The organism is Microbispora sp. CSR-4 (assembly GCF_008033685.1).
In the GTDB taxonomy this organism is placed as follows: Bacteria; Actinomycetota; Actinomycetes; order Streptosporangiales; family Streptosporangiaceae; genus Microbispora.
In genome coordinates this window covers 44,057-59,814 of sequence record NZ_VJVX01000046.1, presented here as the reverse complement: position 1 = coordinate 59,814, position 15,758 = coordinate 44,057, and the positions used below count along the sequence as shown (strand labels likewise).

Annotated in this window: 25 protein-coding genes and 1 tRNA gene; 21 read left to right on the top strand and 5 right to left on the bottom strand. The window is 69.1% G+C overall.

Going from position 1 to position 15,758, the window contains the following annotated elements:
• The first annotated feature begins 155 nt into the window (after positions 1 to 155).
• A complete protein-coding gene (locus FLV34_RS28545; RefSeq protein ID WP_142625083.1) occupies positions 156 to 653 on the top strand; it encodes a SigE family RNA polymerase sigma factor in 498 nt (165 codons plus the stop codon).
• 3 nt (positions 654 to 656) lie between these two features.
• On the opposite strand, the gene FLV34_RS41820 is transcribed toward FLV34_RS28545, so the two are convergent.
• Entirely contained in the window at positions 657 to 1,670 is a 1,014-nt protein-coding gene (locus tag FLV34_RS41820; RefSeq protein WP_147944560.1) for a thermonuclease family protein, read from the bottom strand.
• Between the two features lie 137 nt (positions 1,671 to 1,807).
• Positions 1,808 to 2,305 carry a MarR family winged helix-turn-helix transcriptional regulator gene (locus tag FLV34_RS28535; protein ID WP_147944559.1) on the bottom strand — a complete coding sequence of 166 codons (498 nt, stop codon included), beginning with the start codon at positions 2,303 to 2,305 and terminating at the stop codon, positions 1,808 to 1,810.
• Between the two features lie 98 nt (positions 2,306 to 2,403).
• On the opposite strand from FLV34_RS28535, the gene FLV34_RS28530 reads away from it, so the two are divergent.
• Entirely contained in the window at positions 2,404 to 2,967 is a 564-nt protein-coding gene (locus FLV34_RS28530) for a YceI family protein (protein ID WP_142650248.1), read from the top strand.
• Positions 2,968 to 3,158: 191 nt separating this feature from the next.
• A tRNA-Ser gene (locus FLV34_RS28525) sits at positions 3,159 to 3,248 on the top strand.
• A 96-nt stretch (positions 3,249 to 3,344) separates the two neighbouring features.
• On the opposite strand, the gene FLV34_RS28520 is transcribed toward FLV34_RS28525, so the two are convergent.
• Together FLV34_RS28520 and FLV34_RS28515 are read right to left on the bottom strand one after the other, a co-directional pair.
• Entirely contained in the window at positions 3,345 to 4,751 is a 1,407-nt protein-coding gene (locus FLV34_RS28520) for a tyrosine-type recombinase/integrase (protein ID WP_147944558.1), read from the bottom strand.
• Between the two features lie 72 nt (positions 4,752 to 4,823).
• The gene (locus FLV34_RS28515; protein ID WP_147944557.1) at positions 4,824 to 5,399 is read right to left on the bottom strand and encodes a helix-turn-helix domain-containing protein; all 576 of its coding nucleotides are present in this window, start codon (positions 5,397 to 5,399) and stop codon (positions 4,824 to 4,826) included.
• 127 nt (positions 5,400 to 5,526) lie between these two features.
• Between FLV34_RS28515 and FLV34_RS43445 the strand changes: the two genes are divergently transcribed.
• Positions 5,527 to 5,781 carry a helix-turn-helix transcriptional regulator gene (locus FLV34_RS43445; protein WP_147944556.1) on the top strand — a complete coding sequence of 85 codons (255 nt, stop codon included), beginning with the start codon at positions 5,527 to 5,529 and terminating at the stop codon, positions 5,779 to 5,781.
• A gap of 166 nt (positions 5,782 to 5,947) precedes the next feature.
• Here the strand turns inward: FLV34_RS43445 and FLV34_RS28505 are convergent, their stop codons facing one another.
• Positions 5,948 to 6,439 carry a hypothetical protein gene (locus FLV34_RS28505; RefSeq protein ID WP_147944555.1) on the bottom strand — a complete coding sequence of 164 codons (492 nt, stop codon included), beginning with the start codon at positions 6,437 to 6,439 and terminating at the stop codon, positions 5,948 to 5,950.
• 132 nt (positions 6,440 to 6,571) lie between these two features.
• On the opposite strand from FLV34_RS28505, the gene FLV34_RS28500 reads away from it, so the two are divergent.
• The 17 genes from FLV34_RS28500 to FLV34_RS28425 all read left to right on the top strand — a co-directional run bounded on the left by FLV34_RS28500 (position 6,572) and on the right by FLV34_RS28425 (position 15,749).
• Positions 6,572 to 6,757 carry a helix-turn-helix domain-containing protein gene (locus tag FLV34_RS28500; RefSeq protein ID WP_147944554.1) on the top strand — a complete coding sequence of 62 codons (186 nt, stop codon included), beginning with the start codon at positions 6,572 to 6,574 and terminating at the stop codon, positions 6,755 to 6,757.
• 55 nt (positions 6,758 to 6,812) lie between these two features.
• The gene (locus FLV34_RS28495; protein ID WP_187280763.1) at positions 6,813 to 7,067 is read left to right on the top strand and encodes a hypothetical protein; all 255 of its coding nucleotides are present in this window, start codon (positions 6,813 to 6,815) and stop codon (positions 7,065 to 7,067) included.
• Complete coding sequence (locus FLV34_RS28490) at positions 7,054 to 7,419, top strand: hypothetical protein (protein ID WP_147944553.1); 366 nt, start codon at positions 7,054 to 7,056, stop codon at positions 7,417 to 7,419. Before FLV34_RS28495 ends, FLV34_RS28490 begins: the two co-directional genes overlap by 14 nt.
• 145 nt (positions 7,420 to 7,564) lie before the next feature.
• A complete protein-coding gene (locus FLV34_RS28485; RefSeq protein WP_147944552.1) occupies positions 7,565 to 8,554 on the top strand; it encodes a hypothetical protein in 990 nt (329 codons plus the stop codon).
• Position 8,555: 1 nt separating this feature from the next.
• Positions 8,556 to 9,947, top strand: a complete 1,392-nt coding sequence (dnaB, locus tag FLV34_RS28480; RefSeq protein WP_147944551.1) for a replicative DNA helicase — start codon at positions 8,556 to 8,558, stop codon at positions 9,945 to 9,947.
• 23 nt (positions 9,948 to 9,970) lie between these two features.
• On the top strand, positions 9,971 to 10,591 hold the full coding sequence (locus FLV34_RS28475) for a CHC2 zinc finger domain-containing protein (RefSeq protein ID WP_147944550.1): 621 nt from the start codon (positions 9,971 to 9,973) through the stop codon (positions 10,589 to 10,591).
• Positions 10,588 to 11,001: a hypothetical protein gene (locus FLV34_RS28470; protein WP_147944549.1), complete on the top strand. Its 414-nt coding sequence runs from the start codon at positions 10,588 to 10,590 to the stop codon at positions 10,999 to 11,001. Before FLV34_RS28475 ends, FLV34_RS28470 begins: the two co-directional genes overlap by 4 nt.
• Positions 11,002 to 11,015: 14 nt before the next feature.
• Positions 11,016 to 11,288 carry a hypothetical protein gene (locus FLV34_RS28465; protein ID WP_147944548.1) on the top strand — a complete coding sequence of 91 codons (273 nt, stop codon included), beginning with the start codon at positions 11,016 to 11,018 and terminating at the stop codon, positions 11,286 to 11,288.
• A 302-nt stretch (positions 11,289 to 11,590) separates the two neighbouring features.
• Complete coding sequence (locus tag FLV34_RS28460; protein WP_147944547.1) at positions 11,591 to 11,824, top strand: hypothetical protein; 234 nt, start codon at positions 11,591 to 11,593, stop codon at positions 11,822 to 11,824.
• The gene (locus FLV34_RS40775) at positions 11,821 to 11,973 is read left to right on the top strand and encodes a hypothetical protein (RefSeq protein WP_187280762.1); all 153 of its coding nucleotides are present in this window, start codon (positions 11,821 to 11,823) and stop codon (positions 11,971 to 11,973) included. The genes FLV34_RS28460 and FLV34_RS40775 overlap by 4 nt, the downstream gene beginning before the upstream one ends.
• 25 nt (positions 11,974 to 11,998) lie before the next feature.
• A complete protein-coding gene (locus FLV34_RS28455) occupies positions 11,999 to 12,547 on the top strand; it encodes a hypothetical protein (RefSeq protein ID WP_147944546.1) in 549 nt (182 codons plus the stop codon).
• A gap of 178 nt (positions 12,548 to 12,725) precedes the next feature.
• Complete coding sequence (locus tag FLV34_RS28450) at positions 12,726 to 13,205, top strand: hypothetical protein (RefSeq protein ID WP_147944545.1); 480 nt, start codon at positions 12,726 to 12,728, stop codon at positions 13,203 to 13,205.
• Positions 13,198 to 13,497, top strand: a complete 300-nt coding sequence (locus FLV34_RS28445; RefSeq protein WP_147944544.1) for a hypothetical protein — start codon at positions 13,198 to 13,200, stop codon at positions 13,495 to 13,497. The genes FLV34_RS28450 and FLV34_RS28445 overlap by 8 nt, the downstream gene beginning before the upstream one ends.
• Positions 13,487 to 13,903: a helix-turn-helix domain-containing protein gene (locus tag FLV34_RS28440; protein ID WP_187280761.1), complete on the top strand. Its 417-nt coding sequence runs from the start codon at positions 13,487 to 13,489 to the stop codon at positions 13,901 to 13,903. Before FLV34_RS28445 ends, FLV34_RS28440 begins: the two co-directional genes overlap by 11 nt.
• The gene (locus FLV34_RS28435) at positions 13,900 to 14,649 is read left to right on the top strand and encodes a hypothetical protein (RefSeq protein WP_147944542.1); all 750 of its coding nucleotides are present in this window, start codon (positions 13,900 to 13,902) and stop codon (positions 14,647 to 14,649) included. The genes FLV34_RS28440 and FLV34_RS28435 overlap by 4 nt, the downstream gene beginning before the upstream one ends.
• Positions 14,650 to 14,686: 37 nt before the next feature.
• Entirely contained in the window at positions 14,687 to 15,301 is a 615-nt protein-coding gene (locus FLV34_RS28430) for a hypothetical protein (protein WP_147944541.1), read from the top strand.
• Between the two features lie 181 nt (positions 15,302 to 15,482).
• On the top strand, positions 15,483 to 15,749 hold the full coding sequence (locus FLV34_RS28425; RefSeq protein WP_147944540.1) for a hypothetical protein: 267 nt from the start codon (positions 15,483 to 15,485) through the stop codon (positions 15,747 to 15,749).
• The last annotated feature ends 9 nt before the right edge of the window (positions 15,750 to 15,758 follow it).

Here is a 15,758-nt window from a genome sequence, read left to right as displayed (position 1 = left end):
CCCGGCAGGACGTACGGCACGGGCGACGGGCCGCCACCGGCTTGCCCGCTCTTTGCCCAGGCAGGTGCGAAACCTGGATTTCGGTTCAGCCGGATCCAGCAGCGCGGCTGCGATTCTGGCACGAGATGCCTCTCTGGCCGGGTTGGTGATCCCAGATCGTGAACCATGAGGAGTTTCGCACGTACGTCCAGTCTCGCGGGGCGGCCCTGCTCCGCGTGGCCAACCAGTTGACCGGCAATCCCTGCGACGCCGAAGACCTTCTGCAGACCGCTCTCGCGCGTACGTACCTCGCGTGGGACCGCATCCGTGATCGGTCGTCGCTCGACGGCTACGTGCGGCGGGCGATGGTGAACATCAACATCTCCTGGTGGCGGCGGCGCAAGCTGGAGGAATACCCCTCGGAGGAGCTCCCCGACGTACCGGTGCAGCAGGACGCGCGGCACCGGTACGACGAGCTGGAGCAGGCGCTCGACCGCCTCCCCGCACGGCAGCGTACGGCGATCGTGCTGCGCTACTACGAGGACATGACCGAGCCCGAGATCGCCAGGACCCTCGGGATCAGCGTGGGCACGGTCAAGAGCTCGGTCTCGCGCGGCATGGCCAAACTGCGCGGCGACCTGGTCGTGCCCGACGCCCGCAAAAGGGTCAACTGACCGTCATCTCTCGCAGACGATGCCGTCGTCGTCGCGGTCGTCGTACCACTCGTACTCGAGGTCTCTCCCGCGGTAGTACGGGCCGTAGCCGTTGGCGTTCGCCTCCGCGCAGGTGCCGAACTTGGGGTCGGTCGTGGCGCCCGGGCTGGGGCTGGGAGTCGGAGACGGGCTGACCGCGACCGAGTTGGTGTCGCCCTGCGGGATGGGCTCGGGGGAGTACGACGTGCCGGGCGGGGCCGGGGACGCGTCCACCGGCTCGATCGGCGCCGGGGTCAGGGCGTCGCCACCGGTCCCCGAGGGGGTCTGCACACCCGAGCGCTTGTCGTAGGTGTCGGCCGCCCAGCACCCCGACCACAGGCCCTGCTTGTCCATCTGGGCGCGGACCTGCTCCCAGTATTGCCACTCGGTGAAGCTGTGCTCGGGGAAGGAGTTCACGGCCTGGGCCAGGCCGGTCCTGACCATGTCGCCGTTGACGTAGACCCCCGTGGACGACCACAGGTAGATCAGGATGCGCCCCTGATCGGGCACCTGCTCGGCGGCCTGGACGTACGCCGGCTTGCCCGGCGGGAGCAGGGTCATGAGGCGGGCGAGCGCCTCCTCGGACCAGCAGGCGCCCTTGGCGGGGGCGTCCGCCTCCAGCAGGCCGATCCGTACGGTCCTGCCGCTCGCGGTGACGACGTCCGCGGTGTCGCCGTCCAGGATCTTCTTGACGGTCACCTGGACGGTGTCCTTCGGCACGCCTTTCGGCCGGGCCGTCGTCGTCTTCGGCGTCTTGGCCGTCGTGGTCTGGGTCGCCTTGGGGGCCGGCTTCGGGGTGATCGTCTTGGTGACGGTGACCACCGGCTGCGGGCTCGGGCTCGTGGCGGCGGCCGTCTGCGTCTGCGTCTGAGCGGGCGTCGGGCTGGGGCTCGGGCTCGGTGAGGCCGCGGCCGCGGCGAACGCGGAGGTGGAAGCGGCGACCGGAACCGCGAGGACGGCGGTGGCGAGGATGGCGAGTGCGTGCGAGGGGAAACGCACGGGTGCTCCATGGGCTCGGGTACGGGGGGCTGCGTCGGCTGTCGGAAAGCCGTTTCCTGGATTATGGAGTCCACCAGAAAACGATCGTTTACGCCACCCCGTCCGGTCGGTTCCCAGGAATCACGTTCCGGGGTGTATCAGCCTGTCTTGGCCCTCGGCGCCCTGCTCACCTCCCGTACGCCGGCGGTCGCGCAGGGCCGTACGACGTCGCGGATCATCCGCAGCGTCTCCAGGAAGTCGGCGAGCCGGTTTTCGGGCAGCAGCCCGGTGAACCAGGTCTCGATGTCGTCGATGTGCCTGGGGAGCACGGCCCGCAGGCGTTCCGCTCCCGCCTCGCTCAGCACGGCGTAAGAGGCACGGCGGTCGGTGGCACAGCCATGCCGCTCGACGAGCCCGTCGCGTTCCAGTCGGTCGACCACGCGCGTGATCCCGCTCGTGGACAGTGAGGTCTGGGCGGCGAGGTCGCTCATCCGCAGCCGCCGTTCGGGCGAGCGGGCAAGACGGAGCAGGGTCTCGAAGTCGACCTCGGAGAGTCCGGCGGCGGCCAGCGTCGGGCTGGTCTTGCTGCACAGCCCGGTGTAAACCTCCGCCAACAGGCCCATCGCCGTGAGCCGGGGGTCGTCGAATGGGTCCATGGTCCAAGTCTACGCCACGATAGTTGACGCGAGGAATATTTCTCCGGTAGACATTTGCTGAGTGAGACATCCGCGCAGCAACAATCAGGGGAGCAGCCATGAGCATCCGTGAGTGGGAGGGCCTGAAGGTCCCGTCGGCCGGCGAGTTCGCGCTGGACAAGGCCCACACGCGCGTCGGCTTCGTCGTCAAGCACATGATGGTCAGCAAGGTCCGCGGCCACTTCGCCGACTACGACGGCAAGATCGCCATCGCCGAGAACCCGCTCGAGTCGAGCGTGGACGTCGTGATCAAGGCGGGCACCATCGAGACCGGCGCGGCCGACCGCGACGGCCACCTGCGCAGCGACGACTTCCTGAGCGCCGACAAGTTCCCCGAGATCACCTTCCGCAGCAAGCGGGTGAGCAACCTGTCGGGCAACGAGTTCACGCTCGTCGGCGACCTCACGGTGCGTGACGTGACCAAGGAGGTCGAGCTCAAAGTCGAGTTCAACGGCGCCGCCAACAACCCGTGGGGCCAGGAGATCTTCGGGTTCGAAGCCTCGACCGAGATCGACCGCGAGGAGTTCGGCCTGACCTGGAACCAGGCCCTGGAGACCGGTGGCGTCCTCGTCGGCAAGAAGGTCAAGATCGAGATCGAGGGCGAGGCCGTCCGCCAGGCGTAGCCCGTGCTGAGGCTGAGGCGGGTTATCCACACTGCGTACACAGCCCTTGTCCACATCCTGTGGACAGGGGCTGTGCATCCATCCAAACGCCCGCAGCGTGGGATCTCTGGAATGATCCCGTACGACGCTCGGCAATCCGCTTTGCCGCCTTGGACGATCGCCGGTACGCTGTGCTGAGCAACGCGCTACCAGGAGGCTTCGCCTAGTCAGGTCTATGGCGCCGCACTGCTAATGCGGTTTGGGTCTTAAGCCCATCCGGGGTTCAAATCCCCGAGCCTCCGCCCAATGACCAGGGAGTTCGCGAGAGATCGCGGACTCCCTTCGTCATTTCAACGATCATGTTCTGGCTCCTGACGGCACAGTGATGGCACATGCGGTCAGGCACGGTTCCGGCGTGGCACGAACGCCGCGATCGCCACGGCCGCCTGCTCGGCGAGCTCCTCCGCCACCGACGTGTACACGTCGGAGGTGAACGCCGCCGTCGCGTGGCCGAGGATCTCCGAGATGACCTTGATGGGCACGCCGGCGGCGAGCAGCATCGTGGCCGCGCCATGCCGGAGGTCGTGGAAGCGCACGGGCGGCAGGCTGGCCTTGGCCGACAGTGCGAGGAACCGCTCCGAGACCCACTTAGGCCGTAGCGGTTCTCCGTTCTCGCGGGTGAACACGCGCCCGGAGTCCACCCAGGCCTCGCCCCACTCCAGCCGCTTGGCCGTCTGCTGCTTTCGCCAGGCCTTCAGCACGGCGGCGGTGTGCTCGTCGATCGTGATGACCCGGTCGGAGTTCTCCGTCTTCGTGTCGTCGAGCTCGTCGTCGGGCTGCGCCTGGCGAATGTGAACGCGCCGGGTCTCAAGGCCGACATCGGCCCACTCCAGTCCCACCAGCTCGCCGCGGCGCATGCCCCAGTACGCGGCGAGATGGAAGAGCGGGTACAGCCACTCCTGCTCGGTGGCGTCGAGGAACGCGCCCGTTTGGTGCTGCGTCCAGACCATGACGCGGGCCGGCGTCTTGCCCGTTTCCTTCCACCGCTCGACCCGCTCGGCCGTCCACAGGAGCGGCTTCGCCTTCCTGGCCTTGCCGAACGTGATGACAGAGGCCGGGTTGCGGGTGATCTTCCCCGCCCGGACGGCGTCGTTGAGCGCCTTGGACAGCACGGCGTGCATCCGCTTGATCCGGGCTGGGGTCAGCGGGCGCGTCGAGTAGCGGCGGCCGTCGCGCTTCGCGCGCGCCTCTAACAGCCGGCGCATCAGGTCCGAGCGGTCCTCGTCGGCCTCGGGCCGGTTGATCTTCCGCATCGCCGCGTACAGCTCGCGAATGTGCTCGTCGCGGAGGTCGACCAGGCGCAGGTGGCCGAGGCCGGGGTTGAAGTACAGCTCGATGGCCTCGCGGTAGCTCTCGATGGTGCTCTTGGCCAGGTCGTCTTCGACGGCCTGGCGGCCGGAGATGTAGCTGGTGAGGTAGTCGCTGACCTTCAGGTTCCGGTCGTCGATGTGCTCGCCGCGGCTGACGCGCCCTTGCGCCTCGGCGAGGGCGGCGAGGCACTCCTTCTCGGTGTCGAAGGGGCCGACGCGGGGCTGCCGGCGCTTGCCGTCGGCGGTGCGTGGAGCCTCATACCGGGCGTACCACGCCCCGTGCTTCGGATTCCAGCGCTCCTGCGGCTTCCCGCTCCTGTCGAGCTTGGGGGAGCCGCTCTTGTCCTGGACGACCAGCTTGATCTCAGGGCATCGGTTGCCGAGCAGCCGCCCCGTCTTCGGGTCTCGGCAGGAACACGCCTTGTATGGCTTCATCGCCGCCACCCGTTCGGGTCGACGAAGCCGCGCTCTCGTCTGCTTGCCATGGTCATGGGGGGCTCCTGGTGGTCAGAACGGGGGGAATTCCTCGGGTGCCATCAGCCGGCGGATCTCGCTGAGCAGCTCGAGCACCCGCCGCCGCTTGGCCTCGTCGACGACGGTGCCGCCCGGGAGTACCCGATCCGCCGGCGTCCCCGGCGTGGTGCGGCCATCCTCCTGCGCCGCGTAGTGCTCTTCTGGCCGATGCCAGGAGGGGCGTGAAGGTGCCCACGAGAGGCCGTTCTTCTGCGTGGCCACGTTCGCGGCGTCCACGAACTCGGCGGTTGAGTGCAGCGGCAGGATCGCGGTGAGCAGCTCCAGGTGCGTAAGGCACGACCCGCCGGGCGCCACGCCGAACGCGTCGTTCTTGCCGGGAATCCCTGGCGGCAGCAGGAAGTACGCGAGTGGCTGGCCAAAGACCTCGCAGAAGGCGACGAGTTCGCCGGCGTGGAACTCCCTGACCCGGTCGGTCTCCCAGGAGCGCTCTGCAGCGCCGAGGGTCGCTTTCGTCCAGCGTTTGCCGGTGATCTGGGTCAGGCGTTCTGCGGTCTCCTCCTGGGTCCAGCCCTTGCGACGGCGGGCGTTGGCCAGGTTGAAGGCGACCACCTCGTTGATCGTGAGTGGCTCCGATGTCTCAGACACAACGGGGAGCCTAAGCGGCGAGGTCACATCGACACAAGCTATTCCAACACTCAGGTTGCCTCGGACGCAGCAGAGATCGTATGGTCCCTCCATGGCTACATCAATGTGCGCCGAACCGACATCGGTGTGCGCATCGCCTCTTCGGGAAGCCCGCCTGCGAAAGGGTCTGTCCCTTCGTGACGCCGCGGCCCTTGCCCGGCTCGACTGCGGGCACCTGTCGCGGGCCGAGCGCGGTCAGGCCCAGCTAAGCGTCGAGGCGCTCTACCGCCTGGCCGTGGTGCTCGACCTCCGGCGGCTCCGGTACACCCTCGCGCCCTTCCTTCCGGAACAACAGCGCGCATCATGACCGAACTTCTCCCGCCCGCGACCCGCGGCCGCACGGACGCGCGTGAGCTGCGGTTTTGCCCGACATCCGCAGCGCCGGGACGTTAGCGCCGAAATATGCCAGTGTGCACGGCCGCGGATCCCCCGTCTGCGAAAGGAGACCACCGGTGGCCCTCGGTTCCCCCCGGCTACTTCGCCTTGCCGCGCTTCGCCGGCGGCAAGAGCCCGCGAAGCCGAGCCTCTCGAATCCATGTATGCAACGTCGCAAGCTTCACCCCGTGCTCCTCGGCCATTGCCGCGGCAGGGTGTGGCACCCGACGCGCCCACACCTTGTAGTGCTCGGCCACCAGCCGGGAGAACTCTTCTGGCTCCATCCCGGGGGTGCGTTTGAGGGGCGGCAGCCGCTCCAGCTCTTCCCGCACATCCTTACGAGTCAGGTTGGCCGAGTTCTCCAATGCCGTCACTGGAACGGCACGCAGTTGATCGGCGCCGATCTGATCACCCAGGATCACGAGGCCGGACATGACGAGCCGGCCAGACGATCCCTCGCTGAATCGCGCAGCCAGGTCGACACCTGCGACCGCGCTGCCGTCGAGATAGGCGTACCACCGCCCACCGGGAAACAGCTTGGCCAGTTCCTGCTCTACCTGGTGCGGGTGCAGCTGTGAGTTGGACGTCATGGTCGCCCAGGCTACTCCAGACTTCCTCAACAAACCCTGTCGAAGCCCGTCATACATCTGTGGCCCATTCAGTATCAATAAACGTAACTGATATAACCTTCATAGATCGTGACACAGTTCTTTGGAGATGGCATGACACCCCTCCCTCCCCCGGAGCCTCGGGCATATCGCGTTCCGCGGGCGGCCGAGCTGCTCGACCTGCACCCTCACACCGTCCGAGCGCTCATCAAGTCGGGGCGCCTGAAGTCAGTCCGTGTCGGCCGGGCCTACCTCATCCCGGAGAGCTCGATTCAGGAACTGCTGGCGCAGGCGGCGTGATGACGCACATGCACCTGTGGGCCCGGCCGGGCCAGCTCGCCCTGGGCGGTGAGGCATGAGACTCAATCAGACTCAGCGCAGCGACGACGAGCTGGTTATCAACTGGACTCGCGAGGCCATCGAAGCCCTTGGGCCCACGACGAACGTTGAGACCGCGGCGTCCGTGATCGGCGTCTCCCCATGGCTGGTCTACGAGCTGATCCGGCGGGGGGAGTGGCCCGTACGGGCCCTGCGCCTCGGCCGGGTGATCAAGATCCCGACGAACGACCTGATCCAGTGGCTCTACGGAGGCCCCGATGTCGCCGCCTGAGATGCCGCTCGAAATGAGGAGGGGCGGCACCTCCGCCAAGAAGCACCGCCCCCAGGTCTCACTCGCCAGCAAGACCACCGACGCTCACATGATAGGCCGGGACGCCGAGCGCGGGCCCGACGAACGCCGCGGCCCGTACGGGAGCGCATGCGAGGCGAGCCGTACGGCCATCGCCGCCCGCGTCCGGGAGGCCGCCGCGCTCGCGCTCGACGAGTCGGGAGCCGTCGAGATGCTGGAGCTCGTCCGCGGCCAGCTCGTCGCCGAGGTCAACGCGATTGTGGATCGGGAGGCCCGCCGGCGCACGACCGCGCGGCGCCTCACCGCGGTGCTGACACGCGGGAGGCGGACGTGAGCCCGCGCACCGCGGCAGCCGTCCGCCGCCTGTCCGCCCGTGACCGCGCCCGGCTCGCTGCGCGCCTGGACGAACTCCGCCGGATCGATCGGCTCATCCGAGAGCCCGGGAGCCTCGCCGAGGCGCCCATGAAGCGGGGCTGCTGATGGGCGCGTCGAACGCGCTGCTCGCCTATGCCACCTACGCGGGCAAGGTCCCACCGCTGTCACTGGTGTGTCTGACGTACATGGCCCTTATCTCGCTGGACTCCGACCAGCAGCCGTGGTACGGCCAGGGCCACGAAGCGCTGGCCGAGCACGCCCTCGGCCGCACGCCGCCGATCACAGACTCGGATCTACGCGCAGTACGGCGAGCGGTCCAGCCGCTGCTGGATGGAGGTGCGATCTCGGTTGATCGTCGGGCAGCGCCCCGGAAGGACGCGCCAAGCACCGTCCGTTACCTGCTCATGCTCCGACCTGAAACACCGGACGGATTCCGTCCGGCGAACGTAGGACGGAAACCGTCCGGCGTCCGGTCGGACGATGGCCGAACGCCGGACGGATTCCGTCCGGCGAACGTAGGACGCTTTCCGGCCGAACGTAGGACGGTTTCTGACCGAACGCCGGACGGAAACCGTCCTACAGAGGAGGAAGAGGAGGAAGAGGAAACCTCCTCCTCTACGGCGCGGCGGTCACAGCCGCACCGCCAGGAGGAGGAGGCGACGACGAGGGAGCCCCAGACTCCCCCCGCCGACGACGGCCAGGGCCACGACGACGGGGCCGGCAACGAGCACCAGGCGGTCGCGGCCGACCTCGTCTCCTCACTGCCTGGCACGCTCACCCGGGGCAACCGAACACGCCTCAGCTCCTACGTCGTCAAGGCCATGGCGGACGGGTGGACGGTCGAGCAGCTCCGCACCGAGTTGACCCGCGACTTGGGGTCCGCCGCGTCCCGCGCCGCCGTGTGGGTCACCCGCCTGAAGGAACTTGGAGAGCCCCCGGTCGCGGCCACGTCCACGGTGGCCGCACCGTTGCCGCCTATGTGCGACGACCCCCGGCATGACCCGCTCGACCCCAACCGCCGCCTTCTGGACGACGAAGACCGGTCAATCGGTCCCTGCCCCGTCTGCTCGACCCCCCGCCTCATCGGAGCCTGACATGAACGACATGGACGACCTGCGCACCCTGCCGCACAACATCGAGGCCGAACAATCCGTGCTCGGCGCACTGCTGATCGGCGCCGCCCACCACATCGACGAAGTAGCCGAGATCCTCCAGCCGCGGGACTTCTACCGGCCCGCACACCAGATCATCTACGGGGCGATCCTGAACCTGCACGGTGCCGGAGAGCCCGTTGATGAGGTGACGGTCCTTGCCGAGCTGGACCGGGCGAAGGAAAGCGGCCGGATGGGTGGCGGCCCCTACCTGCACCCCCTGGCCGCGGCCGTGCCGACCGCCGCAAACGTCGGCTACTACGCCCGCCTGGTCAAGGACTGCGAGCGCATGCGGACGCTGGTGCAGGTCGGTACTCGGATCGCCCGATATGGCTACGAGGGCGACCCGTCCGAGGCTGACGCCATGGTCGCCCGCGCTCATGAGGACCTGATCGACCGGTCCGCCGAAGGCGACGGCGAGACGACCACGCTCGCCTCGACCTTCGTGGCCATGCTCGACCGGCTGGAATCACCCACGTCTGAGCCGCTGGTGCCAGTCCCCTACCAGGATGTGAACGCCCTGCTCGGTGGCGGGCTGCGACCCGGCCAGCTTGTGGTGATCGCCGCGCGCCCGGCCGTGGGCAAGACGACCATGGCATTAGATGTCGCCAGGAGCGCAGCGATCCGGCACGACATGCCCGTCTACCTGGCGTCCAAGGAGATGAGCAACGACGAGCTGACGCAGCGCATCGCCGCGGCCGAGGGCCGGATCAGCTTTCACGCGCTCAAGACGGGGGAACTCACGCCGGATGGCTGGGATCGTCTGGCCAAGGTGATGCCCCGTATCAGCGAGTTCGGCGAAAACCTCGTGCTGGACGACCGGGCCGGCGGAAGCATCGACCAACTCCGGGCCGGCTTACGCCGGATGGCGCAGCGAGGCCGCCCGGCCCGGCTCCTGGTCCTCGACTACATCCAGCTCATGGAAGGCACGACCCGGTCGGAATCCCGGCAGCAGGAGGTCGCGGGCCTGTCCCGCGCGCTCAAGCTGCTCGCCAAAGAGTTCCGGATCCCGGTGATCGCGCTGTCGCAGCTCAACCGGCAGTCGGAGCAGCGTACCGACAAGCGGCCCGTGCTGTCGGACCTACGCGACTCCGGCGCGATCGAGCAGGACAGCGACATCGTGATCCTGCTGCACCGCGAGGACACCTACAACAAAGAGTCGCCCCGGGCCGGTGAGGCCGACGTGATGGTGGTCAAGCACCGGGGCGGCCCAACCGCCACGATCACCGTCGCTTTCCAGGGCCACTACTCGCGGTTCGTGGACATGGCCCGCGACCCCCACATCCCGCGCGCGTCCGGCGCCGCCGACCTCCGGCTCGCCGCGAGCGACCAATAACCCGCCCCCATGGAAGGAAACCCATGACCTCGCGCAACAACAGCACGACCACCGGCGTGACCGACGCCTGGGCCGGCTGGCTCCTCGAGCACCCCGTCACCGTCACCGACCTCGTCGAGGACGCCACCGAGAAGGCCATCTCAACCTGGCTCACGGCCAACTCAGACGACCTCGTCGCCGCCATCGCCGACCGGATCGCCGCGCAGGTCGGCCCCGAAGTCGTCGCCAACGCGCTCGTGGACGCCACCCGCGGCCGGCGGCAGCCGAAGACTCGCATCAGCGATCAGCAGATCGCTGAGGTCCGCGACGCGAGCCCGATCGCCGACGTCGTCCGCGAACACGGCATCGAGCTCCTCGACGTCGGCGACGGCACCCTGAAGGGCCGGTGCCCCTTCCACAGCGACGGCGAGACGAACGAGATCACCGTCAAGCCCTGCAGCCGCGTCGGCCAGCTGCACATCGGTGGCTACTACCACTGCCCTGAATGCCACGGCCGCGATGCAGGAGGCGACGTAGTCGCCTTCGTCCGCCACGCCCGCGGCCTCGGCTACTCCGAGGCTGTCGAGCACCTGGCCGCCCGCGCCGGCATCACGCTCCACCCCGAGCCCATCCCGACCATCGCCAGCTTCGAGGCTCGCCGATGACCACGTCGGCCGCCGATCTCACCATCACCTGGGAGACCCTCGTCGCTTGCGAGCCACGTCTGACCGCGCTCGACATGCTCGTCACCCGCGCCACACAGGGCGTACCCGACGGCGAGATCAAGTGGTGTGCGAACCGGTTCTTCTACAGCGCGATCAAGCCATTCCTCGTCCAGCTCGTCGGCTGGGAACGCGGCTATCCGCCCGAGGAAGCGCTCGACCCCACCTCGGCGGTGAACTTCCTCATCTTGCAGCGCAGCGACCTGGACGCCCTCCACGAGGCCGAGGAGCAGCGACGCCGTCCAGCCACCACCCTGCACGAGGAGCTGCTCCGCAGCTCCGCCGCCTACGACTACGTGTACGACCGGCTGTACGGCGCCCTGCCCGGCTGCCGCGACTGCCTCTGCCTCTGAACCTGGAGACCCCTATGAACCTCACCCCAGACAACGTGATCGCACTCACGCCCGCCGCCCCCGGCTGGACCGTCACCGTCATCGACACGGGCGACAAGACGCAGACGACCTGTCCCCTCATCGGCTGGGCAGTCGTCATCGGCGCAGACGCCGAGGGACGACCCACCTCGTCGATCGAGCCCGCCTTCTACTACCCGCCGGCCGACCAGGTCTGGACACCCAACGACATAGATGTCGAAGACGGCTTCCGATACCACCGCATCAACCCCCCTGAGGGGCGCACATGAACCGCGAGCGGAACGCGCGTCGGGCTGTGCGCGCGGCCGAGGCAATCGGCGGAACGCCGCGCGCGCAAGGAATCTCATGCCGGCATCCCTGACTCCGTGAATGCCGCCTACGCCGAAGCGCTCGCCCGACGCCGACCTCGTCGAGCAGGCGGCCGCGGCCGTTCTCGCCGATCCGAAACGGTGCCATCACCGTGCCAACGCCGCGCGTATTCGCAGGCCACAGCGCCCGAACCGGATACCCAATGCGGTTGGTGAGGCCCAATAACCGCCTGTCTCAGACCCCACGAAAGCAGGAGATGACCATGAGCGTCGCCCCCATCGAACACGACCCGCCCCTCCACCGACGGCGAAGGGCCGCCGGCCGGTCTCGGCTCTGCGCGTCGGTCGCCGACCTCCAAGAGCTCATCAAGATCGCCCGGCGCGTGAACGCTCTGACCGCCGAGCACGGCGTCGCCCAGGCCGAGGCCCACCGCATCGCGCTGGCCGAGCACCGCGACCGGACAAGCCACGACACGACAGCAGCGAGGCCACGATGACCCCCGACCCCCCGCCGAGCGAACCCTGCCGGCTGTGCCGCAAGAACGGCCGCACCCTCGACGGCCTCCCCGTCGTCAAGCGCGTCCTACCCGGCGGATTCCAGATCTGCCTCATCTGCGACGCCGTCGCCGGCACCCTCCCCGCGTAGCACCCCGACCACGAAGGACAAGACCATGACCACCCCCACCCACGCCCACCTCTGGAAGAACGCCCGCACCCTCGCCGACCTCGGCGAGCTCACCGCCCAATGGCTCGAAGGCACCATCTCCTACTCGCCGACGTACGCAGACGGGCCCGACGAGGAAACCACCCCGCTGATCCCCGTCCTCGCCACCGCCAACCGCGCCGGCTACCTCACCGACTTCAGCCAGCCCGGCATCCCCCTCACCGACGGCTACGGGCAGCGGGCCGCGGTCGCCGGCTTCGCCGACGAGCAGCTCGTCGAGCGCATCAAGACCGCGATCCTCGGCACCGACCTGATCGCCGTGGCCACGCCGCCCGGGTGGGACAGCCCCACGCAGATCCCGGTCACGATCGACGACGGCGAGGCGTTCACGTGGGCCGGCGGCGCTCTCGACGGGCCGGACATCGTGCACCTGTACGGCGAGGACTGCCCGGCCGCGCTGGAGGCGTTGCTCGGCGCCTGGCAGATCGACGTCCTCGACCCCGTGTGGGGCCGCCAGGACCTGCTGTGGGAGCGCCTGGCCCGGGTGTGGGCGTAGGGCGGTTGTCATGACCAGAGACGATTCGGGCGACCGTCATGACCCTTCCCGGTGCGGGGGGCGCCTCCGTCAGGGAGAGGGCACCTGCACGCAGCCGGCGGGGTGGGGCACGGACCACGTCGGCATCGGCCGTTGCAAGTTGCACGGTGGGAGCACTCCGACGCATCAGGAGGCGGCGGTGCGGGTGGAGGCGCAGGCGCTGGTGCGGCGGTTGTTGGCGGATCCGGATGCACCGCCGGTGGACAACCCGGTGGCCGAGTTGTCTCGGATCGCCGGCGTCATGGGGCACGCGGTGGATGTGCTGGGCGAGCTGGTGAACGACGCGCAGGACGCGGGGCGGTTGGAGTACGCCGATGTGAATCAGGTGCGGCGGAAGAACGTGCTGTTCGAGGCGTGGAAAGAGCTGACGGTCGAGTATCGGCGGGCGTTGACGGACATGGTGCGGCTGGGGATCGAGGCGCATCAGGCGCGGATCAACGAGCAGTTGGGCATGGAGCTCGTCGCGGTGATCCGGGGTGTGCTCGACGACATGCTTGAGGGCGCTGTCGCCGTGCTGGGGGACGACGTGGCTGCGGTGACGCGGGTGCGTGGGCGGTGGCCTGAGCTGGTGGGCGAGGTCGTGCCGCGGCAGATTCAGGCGGTGACCTCGGGTGGGTGAGTTGAGCGACCCGGGCGCTCGCCGGGTTGCGCTGGCGCTGTTGCGGTTGGACGCGGTTGGCGATCAGGCGGCGGTTCGGGAGCTCGTCGCTGGTCTGGATGGTGAGGACGCCCGTGTGGTGCTGCTCGCGCAGACGTTGAACGCGGGGGCGACGTTCGGGGCGTGGTTGTGTCAGGCAGGCCTCGCGGGTGTCGCCGAGCTGACCGGGCGGACGCCGTTGGAGCTGGGTGTGGCGTACCTCGATCGGAAGATCGGGGCGCTGGCTGCCGAGGATGCGGGCGATGGAGCGTAGGTCGGCCCGGTATGTCGAGGGGGCGGCCCTGGTGTGGGGGTTCGGCGCTCATGTGGTTGATCGGGTGCTCGCTACCTACCTGCCGAAGTTTCTGCAGACGACGCCGATGCTGCCGGAGCAGCGGGCGGCTATCGAGGAGACGCGGGCGGCTATCGCTCGGGCTTCCGATGTGTATCTGACCTGGCCTGTTGCCGTTGACGGCAGTGCGGAAACCCCGGTTGCGGAAATCGAGGGACCATCGCCGGGTGAGGAGATCACTACTGCGGAGGCGGCCGTGCTGCTGGGTGTGACGGAGCGGCGTGTGCGTCAGCTCGCTGACCACGGCTTGGGCCAGAAGGTCGGCCGGCAGTGGGTGTACGACCGGGCCGTGGTGTTGGCCTGGCGTGACGAGCGGAGGACAGCATGACGAAGGCCGGTGAGGATCTGCTGGCCAGGGCTCGGGTGCGGCGGGCGCTGGTGGAGGCCGGTGCGATGCCCGCGCGTGTGCGGCAGCTGCAGGAGGGATCGCGGCGGCTGCTGGAGGATGCCCGGCGGCTGCGTGAGCGGTTCGATGAGGCTGACCGGCGGCGTGAGGCGGCGGAGCGTGAGGCGGCTGCCCGGGCTGAGGAGCGGGCGCTGGCGGAGGCTCAAGGGCTGCCGCCGCGGGCGGCGAAGCTGTTCGAGGACTGGCGTGGCCTGGGCCGCACCGCGGCCGAGGCGATGGACGAAGTCCGCCGGTCGGGGATCCAGCACGAGGAGAGCCTCGAGGAGACGTTCCGCGGCATGCGCGGTATGACGCCGGAGGCGGCGCGGCTGGCCGCGCGCGGCCGCGGTGGTGATCGCTGGGTTCGCGCGGCTGACCCGTTCGACGCCCTGGTGGAGAGCTTCCAGCGGCTGCGTGGGATGACGCCAGAGGCGGCACGGGAGGCGGCGATCGGCCGGGGGCGGTCGGAGGCTGAGGCTCGCATGGAGATGCGGGAGTCGGCCCTGCACCGTGAGGCCGAGGTGGCGTTCTGGGAGGCGGCCCGGGCGGTGGCCGATCGGGACAAGCTCGACCTGTCCGAGGCGGTCGCCTGGGTGCAGGCGAAGGTGCGGGCTGAGTGGTCGACCCTCGACCTGGCCGAGGGTGTGGCCCGGCTGCGCGCTTACGCCCGCCAGGTGACCGGCGACTGATCCACAACCAGACCGAACTCGTATGGAGGACACCGAGATGACCGAGATGACCGAGACGAAGAGTGTTGCCCAGGCCGTGGCTGAGGTCGACCGGCTGCAGGCGGCTGCGGAGAAGTGGGCGGCCGACGAGGTGACGAAGACGGCGGAGCTGGAGGCGTTCGAGGCTTCGGCTGCGGGCCGGCTGGTGGACGATCCCGACGCGGCCGAGGAGCTCACCGATGAGGCGGCCCGGCTGCGTGCCGGCCTCGCGCTGACCAAGCGGACCAGGGCGACGGCGGAAGGGCAGCTCGCCGAGGCCCGCCGGGGTGTGCTGCTGGCGAGGGCTGCCGAGCTGCGCGCCCAGGCCGTGGCCAAGCGGGCGGATGCTGACGACCTGGACGAGAAGGCGGCGCCGCTGCTGGAGCAGCTGTACGCGCTCATGGGGTGCCGGTATGAGCCGCCGCTGGACTTCGGCACCTCGGGCGTGTCCCGCGTGGGGGTTTCGACGCTGACGAAGGCACGGATCCTCCGGAATCAGGCGAAGCACCTCGATTTTCAGGCGGAGGACCTGGAGCGGTTCGCCGGTGAGAAGACGGCGGAGCAGGTCGCCGCGAAGGCCGCGCAGCTGCGCGGGCAGGCGAAGGTGGGCGCCGAGCGGGTGGCGGTGAGCTGACATGGCTTGGGTGCGCCCTGGGTCGGTGGGGTCAACGTCACCTGACGCGCTCGTCTCGGGCATCGTGCCGCGCGCCGGGAACCAAGGTCGGACAGGCTCTTTTCCTACTTTCGGGGCCGAAGACCCGGCCTGCCCTACGGCGTCGGGGCGCACCCTTCCCCTTCCTGGTGTTCCGAAGCGCGTGGCGCAGGCGCTGGCGGCCCTGCACGCCGAGATGGAGGGCAAGTCGGCCGAGGAGCTCTCGGAGGTCTTCTGGTTCCTGTCGTTGATCCGGGGGAACGTCGCGCAGGCCATGCCCGGGGCGGCGGCGCTGGTGGACCATCTGCGCCGGGTCTTGGCGCTGCGGTGGTTGGAGACGGCCGGGGTGGAGGCTGACGCGACGGTGTCGGAGGCTCTCGCGGCGATCAGCGTGGAGCTCGCGGCGCTGAGGGGTGCCGATCTTGGCTGACAGATCGGT

What these genes read in the sequence shown, in the direction of transcription:
- FLV34_RS28535 (WP_147944559.1), bottom strand. Translation starts at nt 2,305, where the DNA reads ATGGACCCATTCGACGACCCCCGGCTCACGGCGATGGGCCTGTTGGCG.
- FLV34_RS28530 (WP_142650248.1), top strand. Translation starts at nt 2,404, where the DNA reads ATGAGCATCCGTGAGTGGGAGGGCCTGAAGGTCCCGTCGGCCGGCGAG.
- FLV34_RS28520 (WP_147944558.1), bottom strand. Translation starts at nt 4,751, where the DNA reads ATGAAGCCATACAAGGCGTGTTCCTGCCGAGACCCGAAGACGGGGCGG.
- FLV34_RS43445 (WP_147944556.1), top strand. Translation starts at nt 5,527, where the DNA reads ATGGCTACATCAATGTGCGCCGAACCGACATCGGTGTGCGCATCGCCT.
- FLV34_RS28505 (WP_147944555.1), bottom strand. Translation starts at nt 6,439, where the DNA reads ATGACGTCCAACTCACAGCTGCACCCGCACCAGGTAGAGCAGGAACTG.
- FLV34_RS28500 (WP_147944554.1), top strand. Translation starts at nt 6,572, where the DNA reads ATGACACCCCTCCCTCCCCCGGAGCCTCGGGCATATCGCGTTCCGCGG.
- FLV34_RS28495 (WP_187280763.1), top strand. Translation starts at nt 6,813, where the DNA reads ATGAGACTCAATCAGACTCAGCGCAGCGACGACGAGCTGGTTATCAAC.
- FLV34_RS28490 (WP_147944553.1), top strand. Translation starts at nt 7,054, where the DNA reads ATGTCGCCGCCTGAGATGCCGCTCGAAATGAGGAGGGGCGGCACCTCC.
- FLV34_RS28485 (WP_147944552.1), top strand. Translation starts at nt 7,565, where the DNA reads ATGGGCGCGTCGAACGCGCTGCTCGCCTATGCCACCTACGCGGGCAAG.
- dnaB (WP_147944551.1), top strand. Translation starts at nt 8,556, where the DNA reads ATGAACGACATGGACGACCTGCGCACCCTGCCGCACAACATCGAGGCC.
- FLV34_RS28475 (WP_147944550.1), top strand. Translation starts at nt 9,971, where the DNA reads ATGACCTCGCGCAACAACAGCACGACCACCGGCGTGACCGACGCCTGG.
- FLV34_RS28470 (WP_147944549.1), top strand. Translation starts at nt 10,588, where the DNA reads ATGACCACGTCGGCCGCCGATCTCACCATCACCTGGGAGACCCTCGTC.
- FLV34_RS28465 (WP_147944548.1), top strand. Translation starts at nt 11,016, where the DNA reads ATGAACCTCACCCCAGACAACGTGATCGCACTCACGCCCGCCGCCCCC.
- FLV34_RS28460 (WP_147944547.1), top strand. Translation starts at nt 11,591, where the DNA reads ATGAGCGTCGCCCCCATCGAACACGACCCGCCCCTCCACCGACGGCGA.
- FLV34_RS40775 (WP_187280762.1), top strand. Translation starts at nt 11,821, where the DNA reads ATGACCCCCGACCCCCCGCCGAGCGAACCCTGCCGGCTGTGCCGCAAG.
- FLV34_RS28455 (WP_147944546.1), top strand. Translation starts at nt 11,999, where the DNA reads ATGACCACCCCCACCCACGCCCACCTCTGGAAGAACGCCCGCACCCTC.
- FLV34_RS28440 (WP_187280761.1), top strand. Translation starts at nt 13,487, where the DNA reads ATGGAGCGTAGGTCGGCCCGGTATGTCGAGGGGGCGGCCCTGGTGTGG.
- FLV34_RS28435 (WP_147944542.1), top strand. Translation starts at nt 13,900, where the DNA reads ATGACGAAGGCCGGTGAGGATCTGCTGGCCAGGGCTCGGGTGCGGCGG.
- FLV34_RS28430 (WP_147944541.1), top strand. Translation starts at nt 14,687, where the DNA reads ATGACCGAGATGACCGAGACGAAGAGTGTTGCCCAGGCCGTGGCTGAG.